14 protein-coding genes are annotated in these 18,847 nt (G+C 41.7%); 10 read left to right on the top strand and 4 right to left on the bottom strand.

Features of this window, described 5'->3' with window-relative positions; all coding sequences use genetic code 11:
- Position 1 precedes the first annotated feature (1 nt).
- Positions 2-1,159: a 5-(carboxyamino)imidazole ribonucleotide synthase gene (locus VIM94_RS09435; protein WP_332039048.1), complete on the bottom strand. Its 1,158-nt coding sequence runs from the start codon at positions 1,157-1,159 to the stop codon at positions 2-4.
- Between the two features lie 121 nt (positions 1,160-1,280).
- On the opposite strand from VIM94_RS09435, the gene VIM94_RS09430 reads away from it, so the two are divergent.
- The 3 genes from VIM94_RS09430 (at position 1,281) to VIM94_RS09420 (ending at position 4,033) form a co-directional block, all read left to right on the top strand.
- On the top strand, positions 1,281-2,396 hold the full coding sequence (locus VIM94_RS09430; RefSeq protein ID WP_332039047.1) for an adenylate kinase: 1,116 nt from the start codon (positions 1,281-1,283) through the stop codon (positions 2,394-2,396).
- A 35-nt stretch (positions 2,397-2,431) separates the two neighbouring features.
- Positions 2,432-3,439 carry a GTPase ObgE gene (obgE, locus tag VIM94_RS09425; protein WP_332039046.1) on the top strand — a complete coding sequence of 336 codons (1,008 nt, stop codon included), beginning with the start codon at positions 2,432-2,434 and terminating at the stop codon, positions 3,437-3,439.
- A 72-nt stretch (positions 3,440-3,511) separates the two neighbouring features.
- Positions 3,512-4,033 carry a DUF4136 domain-containing protein gene (locus tag VIM94_RS09420; protein ID WP_332039045.1) on the top strand — a complete coding sequence of 174 codons (522 nt, stop codon included), beginning with the start codon at positions 3,512-3,514 and terminating at the stop codon, positions 4,031-4,033.
- Positions 4,034-4,258: 225 nt separating this feature from the next.
- Here the strand turns inward: VIM94_RS09420 and VIM94_RS09415 are convergent, their stop codons facing one another.
- The 3 genes from VIM94_RS09415 to VIM94_RS09405 form a co-directional block, all read right to left on the bottom strand.
- Positions 4,259-5,719 (bottom strand): glutamate synthase subunit beta, encoded by a 1,461-nt coding sequence (locus VIM94_RS09415; RefSeq protein ID WP_332039044.1) that lies wholly within the window; start codon positions 5,717-5,719, stop codon positions 4,259-4,261.
- 2 nt (positions 5,720-5,721) lie between these two features.
- Positions 5,722-10,245, bottom strand: a complete 4,524-nt coding sequence (gltB, locus tag VIM94_RS09410) for a glutamate synthase large subunit (protein ID WP_332039043.1) — start codon at positions 10,243-10,245, stop codon at positions 5,722-5,724.
- A 238-nt stretch (positions 10,246-10,483) separates the two neighbouring features.
- Entirely contained in the window at positions 10,484-11,626 is a 1,143-nt protein-coding gene (locus tag VIM94_RS09405; RefSeq protein ID WP_332039042.1) for an acyl-CoA dehydrogenase, read from the bottom strand.
- Between the two features lie 91 nt (positions 11,627-11,717).
- On the opposite strand from VIM94_RS09405, the gene VIM94_RS09400 reads away from it, so the two are divergent.
- From VIM94_RS09400 to VIM94_RS09370, 7 genes are all read left to right on the top strand, one after another.
- Complete coding sequence (locus VIM94_RS09400; RefSeq protein WP_332039040.1) at positions 11,718-12,782, top strand: anhydro-N-acetylmuramic acid kinase; 1,065 nt, start codon at positions 11,718-11,720, stop codon at positions 12,780-12,782.
- A gap of 65 nt (positions 12,783-12,847) precedes the next feature.
- Complete coding sequence (locus VIM94_RS09395; RefSeq protein WP_332039039.1) at positions 12,848-14,074, top strand: Glu/Leu/Phe/Val dehydrogenase dimerization domain-containing protein; 1,227 nt, start codon at positions 12,848-12,850, stop codon at positions 14,072-14,074.
- A 10-nt stretch (positions 14,075-14,084) separates the two neighbouring features.
- Positions 14,085-15,461: a sodium:proton antiporter NhaD gene (nhaD, locus tag VIM94_RS09390; RefSeq protein ID WP_332039038.1), complete on the top strand. Its 1,377-nt coding sequence runs from the start codon at positions 14,085-14,087 to the stop codon at positions 15,459-15,461.
- A 117-nt stretch (positions 15,462-15,578) separates the two neighbouring features.
- Entirely contained in the window at positions 15,579-16,280 is a 702-nt protein-coding gene (locus VIM94_RS09385) for a MotA/TolQ/ExbB proton channel family protein (RefSeq protein WP_332039037.1), read from the top strand.
- Position 16,281: 1 nt separating this feature from the next.
- Entirely contained in the window at positions 16,282-16,674 is a 393-nt protein-coding gene (locus tag VIM94_RS09380; protein ID WP_332039036.1) for a biopolymer transporter ExbD, read from the top strand.
- Position 16,675: 1 nt separating this feature from the next.
- Positions 16,676-17,500, top strand: coding sequence for an energy transducer TonB (locus VIM94_RS09375; RefSeq protein WP_332039035.1), 825 nt, complete (start codon positions 16,676-16,678; stop codon positions 17,498-17,500).
- A 30-nt stretch (positions 17,501-17,530) separates the two neighbouring features.
- Positions 17,531-18,721: a folylpolyglutamate synthase/dihydrofolate synthase family protein gene (locus VIM94_RS09370; RefSeq protein ID WP_332039109.1), complete on the top strand. Its 1,191-nt coding sequence runs from the start codon at positions 17,531-17,533 to the stop codon at positions 18,719-18,721.
- The last annotated feature ends 126 nt before the right edge of the window (positions 18,722-18,847 follow it).

The following is an 18,847-nucleotide window of genomic DNA, read 5'->3' as shown; positions in this document are numbered from 1 at the left end:
TTTATTTACTTATTACTTTTATTGAATTTTTAACCTCCTCAGCAATTTTCCGTGCTTCGGCCAGATCCTTATGGACTATGGTAACGTGCCCCATTTTTCTGAAAGGTCGGGTTATTTTTTTTCCGTAGATGTGTGGGGTTACCCCATCCATATGCAGTATTTTCTCAATATTTTCATAGATAACTTCTCCTTCGTGATCCTTATCGCCAACTAAATTTACCATAATTCCTCCAACTTTGCTTTCTGTATTTCCCAAAGGAAGGTCTAAGATAGCTCGAACCTGTTGTTCAAATTGGTTGGTGAAGGAAGCTTCAATGCTATAGTGGCCACTGTTATGCGGTCTTGGCGCAACTTCATTGACCAGGATCTCATCATCTTCAGTCCGGAACATTTCTACGGCCAGAAGTCCCACATGATTAAAGGCTTCAGAAACTTTTTTGGCTAATAACCTGGCTTTTTCTGCGACTTTTTCTTCTATTCTGGCAGGGCAGATTACATATTCTACCTGATTAGCCGTAGGATGAAACTCCATTTCCACCACTGGGTAGGTTTTTATCTCTCCTGAAGGACTTCGTGCTACTATGACAGCAAGTTCATTTTTAAAGGGAACAAGGTTTTCAGCAATGCATTCACCTTTGCCGATTTGGTCGAGATCATCTTTGGTTTTGATGACAGCAACACCTTTTCCGTCATAACCGCCGGTAGCACTTTTCCAAACAAAGGGCAGGTTTAGCGCGTCTTTTTCTATAGCCAATAGTAGCTCTTCTTTATTATTGAAAACTCCAAAAGCTGCAGTTGGAATATCTTTAGCCCGGTAAAATCTTTTCTGAGTTGCTTTATTCTGGATTTTATCCAGGGTGTCTGCCGATGGCCAGGTTTTTATACCTTCTTTTTCAAGCTGTCTTAGGGCATCTGTGTTTACCCCTTCAATTTCAAAGGTGAGTACGTCTACCTTTCTTCCAAAGTTGATGACGGTATCATAATCCATAAGTTCACCCTGCTCAAAATAATTGCAGGATATTCTGCAAGGAGCTTCCGGGCTGGGATCTAAAACATGGGTGTGGATATCGAACTTGCGGGTTTCGTAAAGCATCATTTTCCCCAGCTGTCCTCCGCCGAGGATACCGAGTTTGAAATCTGAAGAAAAATAATTTTGCATAAAAATTTCCTATTTACGCAAAAATAAATTTTTAAGGCGTATTGCCCTACTTAATCTTACATAATTCAGCCGATCTAGTAATAGAGAATCCTTATCTTTGCGTTTTTAAAAAATTTCAGTTTTGATAAAATTACACGATCTCAGTTTCGAACCATATATTTCAGAAGAGGAAATCGATGCAGCTATCCTCCGGGTTGCCGCTCGTTTAAATGAAGATTATAAAGAGGAAACCCCGATTTTTTTAGGGGTTTTGAACGGTGCTTTTATGTTCGCATCAGAAGTGATTAAAAGATTTAAAGGAGATTGCGAAGTTAGCTTTGTCAAACTCGGTTCCTACCAGGGAACTGAATCTACCGGGAATGTGGAAACCCTGATGGGCTTAAACCACTCCTTAAAAGGCCGAAAGGTGATTTTGCTGGAAGATATTGTAGACACAGGAAATACCCTGAATACCATTAACGAAATTCTGGAGAAAGAAGGGGTGGCTGGCTATGAAGTTGCAACACTTTTTTATAAACCCGAAGCTTATAAAGGAAAATTCAATATTAAATATGTGGGGATTGAGATTCCCAATAAATTTATTGTAGGTTACGGATTGGATTATGATGGTCTTGGCCGCAATCTGTGCCAGGTATATAAACGCAAAGAAAACAACATGACAAATTTGGTACTCTTCGGACCTCCCGGGGCCGGAAAAGGAACTCAGGCAACAATCTTAAAAGAGAAATACAATCTTATACATATTTCAACAGGAGATGTGTTCAGATTTAATATTAAAAACCAGACAGAGCTTGGGCTAAGTGCCAAAGCTTTTATCGATCGCGGCGAACTTGTACCCGATGAGGTTACCATCAATATGCTAAATGCTGAAGTGGTTAAAAATGAGGGTTGTAATGGTTTTATCTTTGATGGTTTTCCCCGTACCGAGGCTCAGGCAGATGCTCTTGAAGCTCTCCTGCAGGGAAAAGGAACTGAAGTAAGCGCAATGATCGCACTGGAAGTAGAAGACCATGTGCTGGTAGAACGCCTGTTGGAACGCGGTAAAACTTCGGGTCGACCTGATGATGCCGATGAGTCTGTGATAAGAAACCGAATCAAGGTCTATTATGATGAAACTGCTATCCTTAAAGAGTACTATAAAAAACAAGCTAAGTATTATGGCGTGGATGGTGTAGGTACCATAGATGAAATTACAGCCCGGCTGAGTGCTGTGGTAGATGAATTGATGAAGAAATAAATCGTCTGTAAAACGGACGAAAATAAGATTGAATTATGACTGAAGGGAATTTTGTTGATTATGTAAAGATTCATGTGGCTTCCGGGAAGGGAGGGAAAGGATCTGCGCATTTACACCGCGAGAAATATATCACTAAAGGTGGTCCCGATGGGGGAGATGGTGGTCGTGGTGGTCATGTTATCATAAAAGGCAATAAGAACCTTTGGACCTTGTTTCACTTAAAATTTAAAAGGCACGTAAAAGCCGAACACGGTGGGAACGGCTCCAAACAACGTAGCTCTGGTGCCGATGGCTCTGATGAGTATATAGAAGTGCCTCTGGGAACCGTAATTCGGGATACCGATACCCAGAAAATCCTGCACGAGATCACCGAAGATGGTCAGGAAATAATTGTGGCCGAAGGAGGAAAAGGCGGACTTGGTAACTGGCATTTTAAAAGTTCTACAAATCAAACTCCACGATATGCACAACCCGGAATTGATGGGGAATTAAAAGACATCACTCTGGAATTAAAGATCCTTGCCGATGTTGGCCTTGTAGGCTTTCCCAATGCCGGAAAATCTACTTTACTTTCGGTGATCACCGCTGCAAAGCCTAAGATTGCCGATTATGAATTCACGACTTTAAAGCCTAACCTTGGGATCGTTCAATACCGGGATTTCAAGACCTTTGTAGTAGCCGATATTCCTGGAATTATCGAAGGAGCCGCTGAAGGAAAGGGCATAGGACACCGTTTTTTAAGACATATTGAGCGGAACTCTACTTTACTCTTTCTTATACCCGCCGATGCGCCTGATATCGTGAAGCAATACGAAATCCTCTTAGACGAATTGAGACGATATAACCCGGAAATGCTTGTAAAGGATCGCCTGGTGGCTATTTCGAAAAGCGATATGCTTGATGCCGAACTCAAGGCTGAAATTAAGGCTGAACTCGATGAAAAACTCAATGCTTCCTGGTTGTTTATCTCCTCGGTGGCCCAGCAAGGGCTTCAGGAATTAAAGGACAGGTTGTGGGAAATGCTTAACAAGGAGCCTGTTTAATTCTTGTTAATCCCTAAGGTTTACCCCTCATTTTTCTGTAATTTTAAGCTAATACATTAAAATACAGACTTTATGAGGGCTTTCAATATACTTTTGCTTTTTCTGTTTCTAGTGTCCTGTAATACACCGCAAGCGGTGTACGATTACGATCAGGAAGTGAATTTTTCTAACTATTCAACTTATGCACTATTCCCTGATTTTCGCTCTGGACTAAGCCAATTGGATGAAAAACGCCTCCTGGCAAGCCTGGAAAATCAACTTCAGCAAAAAGGTTTTTCTGCATCTTCAAAAGCAGATATGTATGTGAATGTTTATACCGATGAATTCCGTGAACAAAATCGAAACAGCGTAGGTATAGGAGTTGGTGGAAGTGGCCGAAATGTGGGCGTGGGAGTTTCAGGCGGAATTCCTCTTGGAGGACCTGAAACCTACCTGCAGATAACTTTCGATTTTATTGATGTAAAAGACGATGCCCTTATCTGGCAGGCTGTGGTGGAGAGTAAATTTAATCCGGATGCTTCTCCCAAGGAACGCCAGACCCAGTTCCAAAAGATTGTTCAAAAAGCCCTGGAAGCTTATCCTCCAAAAAAATAGGTGTGAAACTATATCATTCTGAACTGGATTCAGAGTCTCACAGAGTGAAGTAAGGAATTCGGCATTATACGGTAAAAAGTTCAACTTTTTAATCAGAGCATGATGAGATGCCGGATCAAGTCCGTCATGACGTATGCTTCATTGTTGCAATCGTCATCCTGAACTTGATTCAGGGTCTCATAAACTTAATTTAAATTAATGCACGAATATTCTTCCAGGTGCTCCTTACGCTGCCGGTAGATCTCCCGGACCTTTTGTGGGTAATTTAGACTTTCCCATAAGAAATTTATCTACATGATGAGCTGCTTCCCTTCCTTCAGAAATAGCCCAGACAATTAGCGATTGTCCCCTGCGCATATCTCCAGCCGCAAAAATGTTGGGAATATTGGTTTGGTAATTTCTTTCAGCTTTAATATTTGTACGCGTATCTTCTTCTAAGCCTAATTGTTCAGCGAGGCTTTTTTCGGGACCTGTAAAACCAAGGGCCAGAAGAGTAAGATCGCAGGGCCATTCTTTTTCCGAATCCGGCACCTCTTTTAATTGAGGTCTTCCGTTTTCCCCTTTAACCCATTCGATATTCACCGTTTTTAAGGCCTTTAAATTCCCTTCTTTATCCTTGATGAATTCCTTGGTGGATATACTCCAGTTTCGGTTTACGCCTTCCTCATGGGAAGAAGTTGATTTTAAGGTGAAGGGCCAGTAAGGCCATGGGTTCTCCTTGCTTCGGTGTTCCGGCGGCATTGGCATGATCTCAAAATTAGTAACCGATTTTGCGCCGTGGCGGTTGGAAGTCCCCACGCAATCTGAACCGGTGTCACCACCCCCAATCACAATGACATCTTTTCCCTTAGCCGATAAGTCTTCGGTCATTTCAGCAAGACCATCAACAACTTCATTATTGCGTTTTAAAAAGTCCATCGCCTGAAGCACTCCTTTAGTATCGGCTCCCGGGATTGGTAATTTTCTTCGTTCAGTAGCACCTCCACAGAGTACAACCGCGTCAAAATTCTTTAATTTTTCAACCTCATAATTTTTTCCTACTTCTGCACCGGTCTCGAACTTTATTCCTTCTTCTTCCATTATCTTCAACCTGCGATCTATAATATGTTTTTCCATCTTAAAATCGGGAATACCATAACGCAGCAAACCTCCTGGTTTTTTGTTTCTTTCCAGGACAGTTACCCAATGCCCGGCCCGGTTAAGCTGTTGTGCTGCGGCAAGCCCGGATGGACCTGAGCCAACTACGGCGACTTCCTTTCCGGTGCGGTGTTCCGGGATTTGAGCAGTGATCCAGCCTTCCTTAAATCCTCGTTCCACGATGTATTTTTCGATAAGCTCAATGGAAACCGGGGGTTCTATAATTCCCAGTACGCAAGAAGATTCGCAGGGAGCAGGGCATAGCCTTCCAGTAAATTCAGGGAAATTATTGGTGGAATGTAAAATTTTAAGTGCCTTTTTCCAGTCGTTTTTGTAAACGGCATGATTAAAATCAGGGATAAGGTTCCCCAATGGGCATCCACTATGGCAAAATGGGATGCCGCAATCCATGCAACGTGCACCCTGGTCCTGGAGCTCTTCTGGGCTCAGGTCTTTGGTGAATTCCTTATAATTTTTAACCCGTTGGGAAGCCTCAATCGTTTCTTCCGTCTTTCTTTCGTATTCTAAAAATCCTCTTAGTTTTCCCATTCTTATGCTGTTTTGAGTTCTACTTCGGCATTTCTCAACTTCTCTTCCTCCAGTAGTTTCAGTGCTTTTTTATATTCAGTAGGCATTACTTTAATGAATTTGTCCTTGTTGTCTTCCCAGTTTTCCAGAATTTCTGTCGCCAGCTCACTTTCTGTATAAGCTTTGTGCTTTTCAATAAGTTCTTTTACTTCAGCCTTATTTTCTTCGGAAGCTTCCTCAAGTTCGATCATTTCCATATTAAAATTATTATGATCTATTTTATCTTCAGGATTAAAAATATAGGCTATGCCACCGCTCATTCCGGCCGCGAAATTTCTTCCTATCTTACCTAATATCACCGCTATTCCCCCGGTCATGTATTCACAGCCGTGATCTCCAATTCCTTCGATTACAGCTTTGGCTCCGGAATTTCTTACACAGAAACGCTCACCTCCAATACCGTTGATGAAAGCCTGCCCATTAATAGCTCCATAAAGAGCGACATTCCCTATTATCACATTTTCGTGGGATTTAAAACTTGCTGTTTTTGGCTTTTTAACGCTAAGGGTTGCCCCTGATAGTCCTTTTCCGAAGTAATCGTTGGTGTTGCCAATAACATTAAGACTTACACCCTTTGTGGTGAATGCTCCAAAACTCTGGCCTGCAGAGCCGGTGAAATTAAGGTTTAAGGTGTTCTCCGGAAGTCCTTTCTCCCCGTGTATTTTGGAAATCTCGTTGCTTAAAATCGCGCCGGTGGTTCTGTTTATATTGCTGATTTCAAAATCCAACGACATTTTCTCCTTTCTATAAATTGAAGGATGAGCTTGTTTCAGGATCTCAAAATCGAGGACATTATCAAGATTGTGTTGTTGTTTTTGAGTGTTGTAAAGCGGCATGTCTTCATCGATCTTCGGTTTATACAGAATATTGGAAAGATCTATTCCCTGAGCCTTGTAATGGTCTATGGCGCGATTCATATCGAGTTTCTGATTCTGCCCCACCATTTCATTTATACTTCGGAAACCGAGACTCGCCATGATCTCTCTTAATTCCTGGGCGATGAAATACATGAAGTTGATCACATCCTCCGGGGTACCTTTGAATTTTTTTCTGAGTTCCGGATCCTGCGTGGCAATACCTACCGGGCAGGTGTTGAGGTGGCAGGCGCGCATCATAATGCAACCTGAAGCGACTAATGGTGCCGTAGAGAAACCGAATTCCTCGGCTCCCAGTAAACAAGCGATGGCTACATCACGACCGGTTTTTAACTGGCCGTCACATTCTACTACAATCCGGTTTCGTAAATTGTTTAAAAGCAGGGTTTGCTGAGCTTCGGCGATACCAAGTTCCCAGGGCAATCCTGCATGCCGCAAAGAGGTTAGGGGAGAGGCCCCGGTTCCTCCATCAAAACCGGAGATCAATACCACATCAGCCTTTGCTTTTGCCACCCCTGCCGCGATGGTACCTACACCCACTTTGGAAACCAGCTTAACGTTAATACGGGCTTCCCGGTTGGCATTTTTAAGGTCAAAGATAAGCTGCGCGAGATCTTCGATAGAATAAATATCGTGGTGTGGAGGTGGGGAGATCAGGCCTACATACGGAGTAGAATTCCGGGTTTTGGCGATGTCGGGATTTACCTTTTGTCCTGGCAGCTGGCCGCCTTCCCCGGGCTTTGCTCCCTGAGCCATCTTTATTTGAATTTCACTGGCACTGCTTAAATAATTTATGGAAACCCCAAATCTTCCTGAAGCAACCTGTTTTATGGCCGAGTTTCTCCAGTTCCCGTCAAGGTCCTTATTGAAACGTTGTGGGTCTTCCCCACCTTCTCCGGAATTGCTCTTCCCCTTCATCCTGTTCATGGCGATGGCCAGGTTTTCATGGGCTTCCTTGCTTATAGAACCAAATGACATTGCCCCGGTTTTGAAACGCTTTACGATCTCTGTCCAGGGTTCCACTTCATCTATGGGAACAGGATTCAGGTCTTTGAACTTGAACATTCCGCGTAAGGTCATTAAAGCTTCATTTTGGTCGTTGATGAGCTTTGAATATTCCTGATAACTTTTTGGGTTGTTTTGTTTTACAGCCTGTTGCAGTTTTGCAACACTGGCAGGATTAAACAAATGTCGTTCCCCGTTTCTCCTCCAGCGATAATCGCCACCAATTTCCAGGTCCAGGCCGGTGTCGGTTTCAGGTGGATTAAAGGCGGCATCAAAGCGCTTCTGAATTTCCTTTTCTATTTCATATAATCCAATCCCTTCAATTCGGGTTGGTGTATTACTGAAATATTTGTCTACAAATTTTTGATTTAAGCCGAGTATCTCGAAGATTTGAGCCCCGCGATAAGAATGCAGGGTAGAGATCCCAATCTTGTTCATGATCTTTACGATTCCTTTTCCTATGGCTTTGTTGAAATTCTGAACTGCTTCTTCAGCATTCTCAATATCTATTTCTTTGTCCTCCACGAGCTGTTGAATTATTTCATTGACCATATACGGATTGATCGCGCTGGCACCATAACCGAAGAGAAGAGCGAAGTGATGAGGTTCCCGAGGTTCTGCCGATTCGATAACAATTCCGAAGGAAGATCTCTTGTTGTATTTCTTAACCCGGTGGTGAACAAAGGAACAGGCAAGGAGCGAAGGGATGGGCGCCAGTTTTGGGTTCACATTCCTGTCGCTAAGAATTATCACATTGCAACCACGATCTACGGCAGCGTTGATCTCATCAATTATCTCATCCAGTCGGGTCTCCAGCCCATTAAGACCTTTCTCAGCTTCATACAAAATAGAAATCGATTCGGTCTTGAAACCGGGTTGGTCTATGTATTTGATCTTATCGAGATCCTCGTTCGAGATTACCGGATTTTGTATACGCAGTTTCTTAGCCTGCTCCGGAATCATATCGAATATATTGCGATCTTCCCCAATGGCCAGGCTAATATCTGTAACGATCTCTTCTCTGATACCATCCAGAGGTGGGTTGGTAACCTGGGCAAATAATTGTTTAAAATAATTGAAGAGAAGCTGGGGCTTATCTGAAAGTACGGCCAGGGGAATATCGGCTCCCATAGAGCCGATCGCTTCTTTACCAAGAGTAGCCATAGGTGTAATAATGGTACTGATATCTTCCAGGGTGTAGCCAAAAAGTCTTTGCCGGGTGTTGAAATCTATTTTTTCCTGTGGGGTTTTATTCCCGGTATATGGAACTTCGGCCAAAGGCAGTAGGTTGTTGTTTAGCCATTTTCGGTAAGGTCTTTCTGAAACGATCTTGCTCTTAACTTCTTCGTCCCGAATTATTCTGCCTTCATTCATATCTACCAAAAACATCCTTCCAGGCTCCAGACGGCCGTGAAGTTCAACGTTTTCTGGTTTAATGTCCATTACTCCTGTTTCTGAAGACATTATTACATAACCATCTTTGGTTAGGGTGTAACGGGAAGGCCTAAGTCCGTTCCTATCCAGTAAAGCTCCTATGTAATTTCCATCGGTGAATGGAATAGAAGCAGGACCATCCCAGGCTTCCATGATACAGGCATTATATTCATAAAAAGCTTTCTTTTTATCATTCATCGATGGATTTTTTTCCCAGGCTTCAGGAACCATCATCATAATCGCTTCAGGCAGAGAGCGACCGGTTTGAAGCAGTAATTCCAGAACGGTATCCATAGAAGCTGAATCTGATTTGCCATCGGCGGTAATGGGGACGATCTTTTTCAGGTCTTCCCCAAAGATCTCGCTTTCAAAGAGTTCTTCCCGTGCCTTCATTCGGCTTAGGTTCCCTCTTAAGGTGTTTATTTCTCCATTATGGCACATATACCTGAAGGGTTGTGCCAAGTCCCAGGTGGGGAAAGTATTGGTTGAAAAACGCTGGTGAACCAATGCGAGTTTGGTGACAACTCCGGGCTCGTTTAAATCTTTATAATATACATTGATGTCCTGGGGCATTAATAGTCCCTTGTAAATTATGGTATTGGTAGAAAGGCTTGGCAGGTAAAAACTATCAGCTTCAGAAAGTCCTGATTTCTCTATGCGATGCTCTGCAATCTTTCGGGCTGTAAAAAGCCTGGCATTAAAGGTAGTTGCCGAAATTTCTTCGTCCTTCCCTATAAAAACCTGCTGCATATTTGGTTCAGAAAGGGAGGCAATACTACCAAGACAGGCCCGGTTCACCGGAACATCCCGCCAGCCGATAATATTAAGTCCCTGGCCGGTAATTTCTTTCTCAAAAATTTCTTTACAAATTCTTCGCTGATTGACAGACCTGGGGAGAAAAACCATTCCTACGGCATACTCTTTAAAATCCGGGAGCTTGAAATCACAGTTTTCTTTAAAAAAATCGTGAGGAATCTCTATGAGAATTCCTGCGCCATCGCCGGTTTTTCCATCGGCACTAACGGCACCACGATGTTCCAGCCTAATGAGAATATCAATAGCCTTATGAATAATATTATTAGTACGTTTTCCTTTAAGATTACAAATAAATCCTGCTCCACAATTGTCATGCTCAAATTCGGGTGAATAGAGCCCCTGTTTTTTTAATTTCATGTCCTTTTCGTCCTTAAGTAATTATTACAAAATTACCCAAAACGATAAATAAAATAGGGTATAATCGCGTTAAATCAGAAATAAATTCATTAAAATTAATTAAATGAATGTAAAATGATAATTGCTTAATTAAACACAGGATGAATTCAGGATCTTTTAAAATAGAATAACCAAGTTCATGAAAAATAAAAGCCCGCACCAAAAATGGCCCGGGCTTTTACATCTAAATTAAGAATAATTAATCCTTGAGGATAGAACGTGAAATTACTATTTTTTGAATTTCAGAGGTGCCTTCGTAGATCTGGGTGATCTTGGCATCTCTCATTAAGCGTTCTACGTGATATTCTTTTACATAACCATTTCCACCATGAATCTGTACGGCTTCTATTGCAACATCCATCGCTGTTTTTGAAGCATGGAGTTTGGCCATGGCACCAGAAAGGTCATAATTATTATGTTGATCTTTGTCCCATGCAGCTTTTATCACCAAATGGCGGGCTGCCTCAATTTGGGTATGCATGTCTGCCAGTTTAAAGGCGATAGCCTGGTGGTTGCAGATCTCGGTCCCAAAAGCCTTTCTTTCTTTGGAATATTTTAGAGCAAGCTCATAAGCTCCGGAGGCAATGCCCAAAGCCTGAGCTGCGATTCCAATTCTACCTCCTGAAAGGGTTTTCATTGCGAATTTGAATCCGAAGCCGTCTTCCCCAATTCTGTTTTCTTTGGGAACCTTCACGTCATTAAAATTCAGGGAGTGTGTATCGCTTCCACGAATTCCCATTTTTTGTTCTTTTGGTCCTATTTCAAATCCTTCCCAACCTTTTTCTACGATGAAAGCGTTGATACCTTTATGTTTTTTCTCCCTATCGGTTTGGGCAATAACCAGGTAATAATCGGCGGTTCCTCCATTAGTGATCCAGTTTTTGGTACCGTTTAAAAGGTAATGATCACCTTTATCTATAGCAGTGGTTCTTTGTGAAGTTGCATCACTTCCTGCTTCCGGTTCTGATAGACAAAATGCACCTAATTTTTCACCGGTTGCAAGCTTAGCGAGATATTTCTCTTTTTGTTCCTGATTGGCATAAGTGTCAAGTCCCCAGCAAACCAGGGAATTGTTTACCGACATGACAACCGAAGCTGAGGCGTCTATCTTGGAAATTTCTTCCATTGCCAGTACGTAAGAAACGGTGTCCATTCCGCCCCCGCCATATTCCGGGGAAGCCATCATTCCCAGAAAGCCAAGCTCACCCATCATCTTCACTTGCTCAGTGGGAAACTCTTGTTTTTCATCTCGTTCGATAACGCCGGGCAAGAGTTCGTTTTTCGCAAAATCACGTGCCGCATCGCGAATCATTATATGTTCTTCTGTTAGTTTGAAATCCATATTAATTTTGTTTAAGGAAAATCTAATTTTGGTTCCCAAAGATAACTTTTTGATGTGTAATATTCAATTTACTTTCATTAATTTTACGAATATGAAAAAAGCGAATTATAAAATTTTAGGTGTAATGTCGGGAACATCCCTGGATGGTATCGACCTGGTCTATGTGAATTTCGATTATAAAAATGCATGGTCTTATAAGATTCTGAAGGCTGAAACCAGCCCGTATCCCCTAAATTGGCAGGAAACGCTTTCGGCTGCTATTAATTTTTCAGAAGAAAGCCTTGAAGATATAAACCTTAAATACACCCGATACCTTGCCGGGGTGATCTCTAAATTTATCGAAAAATATAATATTACAGACCTTGATTTTATCTGTAGTCACGGCCATACTATTAAACATGAACCGGAGAACGGGTATACCCTTCAGATTGGGAATTTGAAAGAGTTGGCTTATCTAACAGGGCAAAAGGTGGTTTGTGATTTTAGAGTACAGGATGTGGAACTTGGTGGCCAGGGAGCTCCGCTTGTTCCTATTGGAGATAGGTTGTTGTTCTCAGATTATAAATATTGTCTAAATCTTGGAGGATTCGCCAATATTTCTACGGAAGATAATGGAAAAAGAATCGCATACGATATTTGTGCAGTAAATACTGTTTTAAATCACTATGCCAGAAAACTGGGGAAGGAATTTGATGAAGGTGGGAAATTAGCCGCAGCGGGGGAGTTAAATAAAAAACTTTTAAAGGAATTGAACCAACTTCCGTTTTATGCCCAAAAACCTCCAAAGTCGCTTGGAATGGAATGGGTTTCTGAAGAAGTGTTTCCTGTCCTCGAGAAATATGAGGATGATGTCCCTGCCATATTGCATACTTATTCAGTCCATATAGCTCAGCAAATAGCAAGTGTTCTTGATAATGATCAAAACTCCAATGTACTGGTTACCGGAGGAGGTGCTTTCAATAGTTTTATCATTAAAGAATTAAAGGATTATTCCCAATGCCATTTTACCATTCCGTCTAAAGAGATTATCGACTTTAAAGAAGCCTTGATCTTTGGTTTATTAGGGGTGTTGAAAATCAGGGGTGAAGTTAATACCCTCAAAACGGTAACAGGAGCAGAAAAAGACCACTCCGCGGGAGTGATTTTTGATCTTTGAAAAATTTATTGAAATATCAATAATATGCAACTTAGTTTATATATTTGTGAAAAACCACACTTAAAATGAAGGAATTATTAAAAGTATATGAAAATAAGGAGCCGGAAATCGTTTTTCACTGGCGCGATTCAGAAACCGATGCCGAAGGCTGGACGGTAATCAATTCACTACGTGGAGGTGCCGCCGGTGGTGGGACCCGAATGCGACCCGGACTAGATGAAAACGAAGTACTATCTCTTGCAAAAACCATGGAGGTGAAATTCACGGTTTCAGGGCCTGCCATTGGAGGAGCGAAATCGGGAATTAATTTTGATCCTAACGATCCAAGAAAGAAAGGCGTACTTGAACGATGGTATAAGGCGGTTTCCCCACTTCTTAAAAGCTATTACGGGACTGGTGGGGACCTTAATGTAGACGAAATTCACGAAGTGATCCCAATCACCGAAAACTGTGGGGTCTGGCATCCGCAGGAAGGGGTTTTTAACGGGCATTTCAAACCTAGTGAAGCCGATAAAATTAATAGGATTGGCCAGTTGCGCCAGGGGGTGATTAAGGTGCTTGAAAATACCAAGTACTCGCCTGATACCAGCAGGAAATATACTGTGGCAGATATGATTACCGGCTATGGCGTGGCAGAAGCGGTAAAGCACTACTACGGTATTTATGGCGGAGAAGTTAAAGGTAAAAGAGCGATAGTGCAGGGCTTCGGAAATGTAGGTTCTGCTGCGGCCTATTACCTTGCTCAAATGGGTGTTAAGATTGTTGGGATTATTGACCGTGATGGCGGCTTGATAAACCAGGAAGGTTTTTCTTTTGAAGAAATAAAGGATCTATTCCTTAATAAAGAAGGAAATACTCTTAAGCACCCTAACCTAATTCCTTTCAAGGAGATCAATGAAAAGATCTGGCAGCTGGATGCAGAGATCTTTGCGCCATGTGCAGCTTCGCGACTAATCAATAAAGACCAGATCACAAGTTTGATAGAGCGAAAACTGGAGGTAATCTCTTCAGGAGCCAATGTTCCTTTTGCAGATGAAGAAATCTTTTTTGGACCTATTATGGAATACACCGATGAAAAGGTTAGCCTTATCCCCGATTTTATTGCCAACTGTGGAATGGCCCGGGTGTTTGCATATTTTATGGAACGAAGGGTGCAAATGACCGATGAGTCTATCTTTAACGATACTTCCATGACCATAAAGAATGCTATTCAGAATACCTTCAATAATAATAGCAGTAAAACGGATGTAAGCAAAACAGCTTTTGAGATTGCTCTGAAACAATTGGTGTAAAAATTACTCAATGATTTCTTTTGTAATAATCTTGTTTTTTCTGGGGTATCTGCTTATCACCCTGGAACACCCCTTACGGCTGGACAAAGCGGTATCGGCATTACTGATGGCAACCATTATATGGGCTATAATGGCTTACGGTTTTAACCAGGGTTGGTTCTCTATTATCAATTCTCATGGAGAGGTCTTCAACATTCTTCAGGGTGACCCTAAATTACAAAGGGACGGGTTTAATAATAACCTGATGCATCATTTCAGCAAGATCAGCGAGATACTTTTCTTTCTTATAGGGGCAATGACCATTGTGGAAATCATAGATCTTCACCGTGGCTTTGCCCTTATTAAAAAAAGAATTACAACCACTAATAAAAAGAAACTGCTTTGGATAATTGGTGGTCTGGCTTTTGTTTTATCGGCTATAATCGATAATCTTACAGCTACTATAATTTTGGTTACCCTATTAAGGAAACTTGTTCCCAAGCGGGACTACCGGGTTTGGTTTGCGGCCATGATAATAATTGCCGCTAATGCCGGCGGTGCCTGGTCGCCTATTGGAGATGTTACCACCACCATGCTCTGGATTAATAATAAAGTAACTACCCCTGGTTTAATTGAATATGTGATCATTCCTTCATTGATAAGCTTCATTCTTCCGTTTGCTATAGGGAGCAGGCTAAAAGCCTTTAAAGGGCAGACGGTGCTTAAAAAAGCTGTGATAGACCCAGACTCTGAACGGCTCCTTAGCAGTAAGACAATGCTCATTGTTGGATTGGGGGCATTTGTTTTTGTTCCATTGTTTAAAGCTATTACCGGATTACCACCTTATATAGGTATTCTTTTTAGTCTGGGAGTGGTTTGGCTGGTTTCAGAATATGTTAAACCGATAAAGAATATTACTAAGGTCCAAAAATATCAATATTCTACCAGTAAAGCCTTATCGAAGATAGAGTTCTCCAGTATACTGTTTTTTCTTGGGATTCTTTTGGCCGTGGCTGGTTTGGAGAGCCTGGTGTTCGGTTCCATAAATGGAGAAATGGCTGGAACCTTGCTTTACGCTTCAAACTCCCTTTCAAATGCTATTCCCAGTATGGATGTAGTGATAATATTGTTGGGAATCCTTTCATCGGTGATAGATAATGTCCCATTAGTAGCAGCCTCTATAGCAATGTATGATTTCCCTGTCGATAGTTCGATATGGCATTTTATAGCTTATTCATCAGGAACCGGAGGTAGCTTGTTGGTTATTGGTTCGGCAGCAGGAGTTGCGGCAATGGGGATGGAGAAGATTGACTTCATGTGGTACCTTAAAAATATTGCTCCCCTGGCGCTTACAGGATTTCTGGTAGGTGCAATTAGTTTCGTACTTATCGAGCATTTGTTTCTTTAGTAGCCCATTAATTATTCTTTTATTCTGATCAATGTAGTTGTGAGAAAGCATTGGCTAATCTATATTTACAATTAAATTCAGATTCTCACGTTACAATAAAAAACCTAAATCGAACACATGCTATATTTTTTGCAGCAAGATGATCTTGCCCAGGCAGCTCAGGATGCCGAACCTGTAGTAGAGGAAAAAACCCTTTCGCTATTTGATCTAATGCTAAGCGGTGGCCTTGGAGGCCAGATTATTATCCTTATTCTTTTTGTACTCTTATTTGCCGCAGTCTATATTTACTTTGAAAGGCTTTTTGCTATTAAAGCTGCCAGCCAGGTAGATAAGAATTTTATGCTGCAAATCAAGGATAGTGTTTTAAACGGTAATATAGAATCGGCTAAAATGCGTTGCGCACAGAGTGATTCTCCGGTTGCCCGATTAACTCAAAAGGGGATTTCCAGAATTGGTAGCCCTTTGGAGGATATTAATACGGCAATTGAAAATGCAGGGAGACTGGAAGTATACAAACTGGAAAAGAATGTAAGTATCCTGGCAACCATTGCCGGAGCCGCTCCTATGATTGGCTTCCTGGGTACTGTGATTGGTATGGTACTTGCTTTTCATGAGTTGGCTACCAGTAGTGGCCAGGCACAAATGGGAGCCCTTGCCGAAGGTATCTATACTGCGATGACGACAACGGTTGCCGGACTTATCGTTGGGATTATCGCTTATATAGGTTACAACCATCTGGTGGTGAAAACCGATAAAGTGGTCCACCAAATGGAGGCTACAGCAGTAGATTTCTTAGACTTATTAAACGAACCTGCTTAATATGAATTTAAGAAGCAGAAATAAAATTAGTGCAGATTTCAGCATGAGCTCGATGACAGATATCGTATTTCTGTTGTTGATCTTTTTTATGCTAACTTCTCCGGTTATAACTCCCGAAGCTTTAGACCTCATTCTTCCGAAGGCAAAAGGTAAAACTACAACTCAGCAAAATATTGCAGTTAGCATTACTAAAGACCTTCAGTTTTATGTGAATGAGGAAAGAGTTAGTGCCAGCGCATTAGAAAGAACGCTTAAAAGAAAACTCGTTGGAGAAGAGAATCCAACCATAATTTTAAGGGCTGAGGAAGGAGTGCCTATTGAAAAGGCCGTGAATGTTATGGATATCGCCAACCGAAATAGCTATAAGATCGTACTGGCTGTAAAACCTGAATAATATGTCAATGCTTGAAACAAAACACGAGAAAAAATCCTTTGCCATCACGGTGGTACTTCACGTGCTTTTGATTATTTTGATGTTGTTTTTAGGTTTTAAATATTTAGATCCACCTCCTGAGAACGGAATTGCTATAAATTTTGGCACCTCTGAAGTTGGTGCTGGAGAAAACCAGCCCACCGAGCCGGTTAAATCTGCTCCGCAAAAAACCACTTCTCCCGAGCCAGTTTCACAACCTGAACCTGTAATTGAAGAGGAAGTAGTTACCCAAAAGATCGAGGATGCTCCGGTTATCGAAAAGAAGAAGGAGCCACAACCGGTGAAAAAAGAAACTCCCGAAAAGCCAAAAGAACAACCCCCGGCAGAAAAACCCGAACCAAAACCGGATAAATCTACCACCGACGCGATGAGTAGCATCCTTAATGGGCCTGAGCGCAGCGGTTCAGAAACAGGGGGTGAAGGAAATGATAACCTGGCCGGAGACAAGGGTTCGCCTGATGGTGATCCCAGCGCAAACTCCTATTATGGAAACGGTGCTGGTCTCGATGGGGACGGTAATTACCGTCTTGGAGGTCGTAGGGCTTTGAATAAAGAAAAATTTGTACAGGATTGTAATGAATCGGGAATTGTAGTGGTGCGTATTGAAGTGAACCGTTCAGGACAGGTAGTTAATGCAACCCCGGGAGTAAAAGGGACTACCAATTCTGCTTCCTGCCTTACCGAACCTGCGAGACGGGCCGCTATGGCTACTCGTTTTAACAGTGATAACAATGCTCCCTCCAGACAAGTGGGAACAATTATTTATAATTTTAAACTCTCAGAATAGGTGAATAATTACAAAAATACTGTTGAATGGATGTTTCAGCAGTTACCTATGTACCAGCGTGTGGGCGACGAAGCTTTTAAGAAAGATCTTACCAAAACCCTTCAGTTTGCGAAGTACCTAGGTGAGCCTCATAAAAAATTCAAGTCGGTTCATGTGGCCGGAACCAATGGGAAGGGCTCTACCAGCCATATGTTGGCTTCAGTATTACAGGAAGTGGGTTACAAGGTTGGGCTTTATACTTCGCCGCATCTTAAGGATTTTAGAGAACGGATTAAAATTAACGGACAGCTTATTGATAAGAAATCGGTGGTAAACTTTGTGAAAACGCATAAAGAATTCATTACCGATGCTAAACTTTCCTTTTTTGAAATGACTGTTGGTATGGCCTTCGATCATTTTGCTAAACAGGAAGTTGATATTGCGGTAATTGAAGTAGGGATGGGAGGCCGTTTGGATTCAACCAATATTATTACTCCTGAAATCTGTATAATTACCAATATAAGCCTGGATCATACGGCTCACTTGGGGAGTTCTCTCCCTGAAATAGCACGGGAGAAAGCAGGGATTATCAAAAAGAATGTTCCGGTGGTAATTGGAGAAAAGCATAAGGAAACTACCCCGGTTTTTAAGGGAATCGCCAAAAATCTGAATGCAAAACTTATTTTTGCTCAGGATCTCAATTTTTCTGAATACAGTACCGATCTTAAAGGAGATTATCAGAATAAGAATATGAAGAGTGTCCTGGGAGCTGTGAAGTTGCTTAGGGAGAAAGGATGGAATATTCCTGAAGATTGTTTAAAAAACGGTTTAAACAGTGTAAAACTCCATACCTCCCTGCAAGGCCGATGGGACATAATACAGGAAAAACCTAAGGTAATTTGTGATACGGCCCATAATAAGAAGGGGCTAAAGCTTGTTTTTAAACAAATTAAAGGAGAAGAATTCCAGCATTTGCATATAGTCCTGGGGGTTGTTAATGATAAAGATCTGGAATCTATCTTACCTCTCTTTCCCAAAGATGCTCAATATTATTTCTGTAAACCTGAGATTCCCCGTGGTCTCGAAGCGGAGGTTTTAGCTGAAAAATCAGCGCAATTTGGCTTGGAAGGAAGGGTATTCGATTCGGTTTCAAAAGCTTATGAAGCCGCTATAGATAGTGCCTTAGACGAAGATCTTGTCTTTGTTGGAGGAAGTACTTTTACAGTTGCTGAAATAATTTGATTTTTTTTGTTTTTTCTTGGTGCAATAGAAAAACTAATCTATATTTGCATCCGCATTAAAGAATGGGCGCGTAGCTCAGTTGGTTCAGAGCACTTGGTTTACACCCAAGGGGTCAGGGGTTCGAAT

This window comes from Salegentibacter sp. (assembly GCF_036568425.1).
Taxonomy (GTDB): Bacteria; Bacteroidota; Bacteroidia; order Flavobacteriales; family Flavobacteriaceae; genus Salegentibacter.
Note: the sequence above shows the minus strand (reverse complement) of the source record. Positions and strands in the feature narration are given on the sequence as shown.

Excerpts from the sequence above, each read along its gene's own strand:
- VIM94_RS09435 (WP_332039048.1), bottom strand. The coding sequence starts at position 1,159 with ATGCAAAATTATTTTTCTTCAGATTTCAAACTCGGTATCCTCGGCGGA.
- obgE (WP_332039046.1), top strand. The coding sequence starts at position 2,432 with ATGACTGAAGGGAATTTTGTTGATTATGTAAAGATTCATGTGGCTTCC.
- VIM94_RS09420 (WP_332039045.1), top strand. The coding sequence starts at position 3,512 with ATGAGGGCTTTCAATATACTTTTGCTTTTTCTGTTTCTAGTGTCCTGT.
- VIM94_RS09415 (WP_332039044.1), bottom strand. The coding sequence starts at position 5,719 with ATGGGAAAACTAAGAGGATTTTTAGAATACGAAAGAAAGACGGAAGAA.
- gltB (WP_332039043.1), bottom strand. The coding sequence starts at position 10,245 with ATGAAATTAAAAAAACAGGGGCTCTATTCACCCGAATTTGAGCATGAC.
- VIM94_RS09405 (WP_332039042.1), bottom strand. The coding sequence starts at position 11,626 with ATGGATTTCAAACTAACAGAAGAACATATAATGATTCGCGATGCGGCA.
- VIM94_RS09400 (WP_332039040.1), top strand. The coding sequence starts at position 11,718 with ATGAAAAAAGCGAATTATAAAATTTTAGGTGTAATGTCGGGAACATCC.
- VIM94_RS09395 (WP_332039039.1), top strand. The coding sequence starts at position 12,848 with ATGAAGGAATTATTAAAAGTATATGAAAATAAGGAGCCGGAAATCGTT.
- nhaD (WP_332039038.1), top strand. The coding sequence starts at position 14,085 with ATGATTTCTTTTGTAATAATCTTGTTTTTTCTGGGGTATCTGCTTATC.
- VIM94_RS09385 (WP_332039037.1), top strand. The coding sequence starts at position 15,579 with ATGCTATATTTTTTGCAGCAAGATGATCTTGCCCAGGCAGCTCAGGAT.
- VIM94_RS09380 (WP_332039036.1), top strand. The coding sequence starts at position 16,282 with ATGAATTTAAGAAGCAGAAATAAAATTAGTGCAGATTTCAGCATGAGC.
- VIM94_RS09375 (WP_332039035.1), top strand. The coding sequence starts at position 16,676 with ATGTCAATGCTTGAAACAAAACACGAGAAAAAATCCTTTGCCATCACG.
- VIM94_RS09370 (WP_332039109.1), top strand. The coding sequence starts at position 17,531 with ATGTTTCAGCAGTTACCTATGTACCAGCGTGTGGGCGACGAAGCTTTT.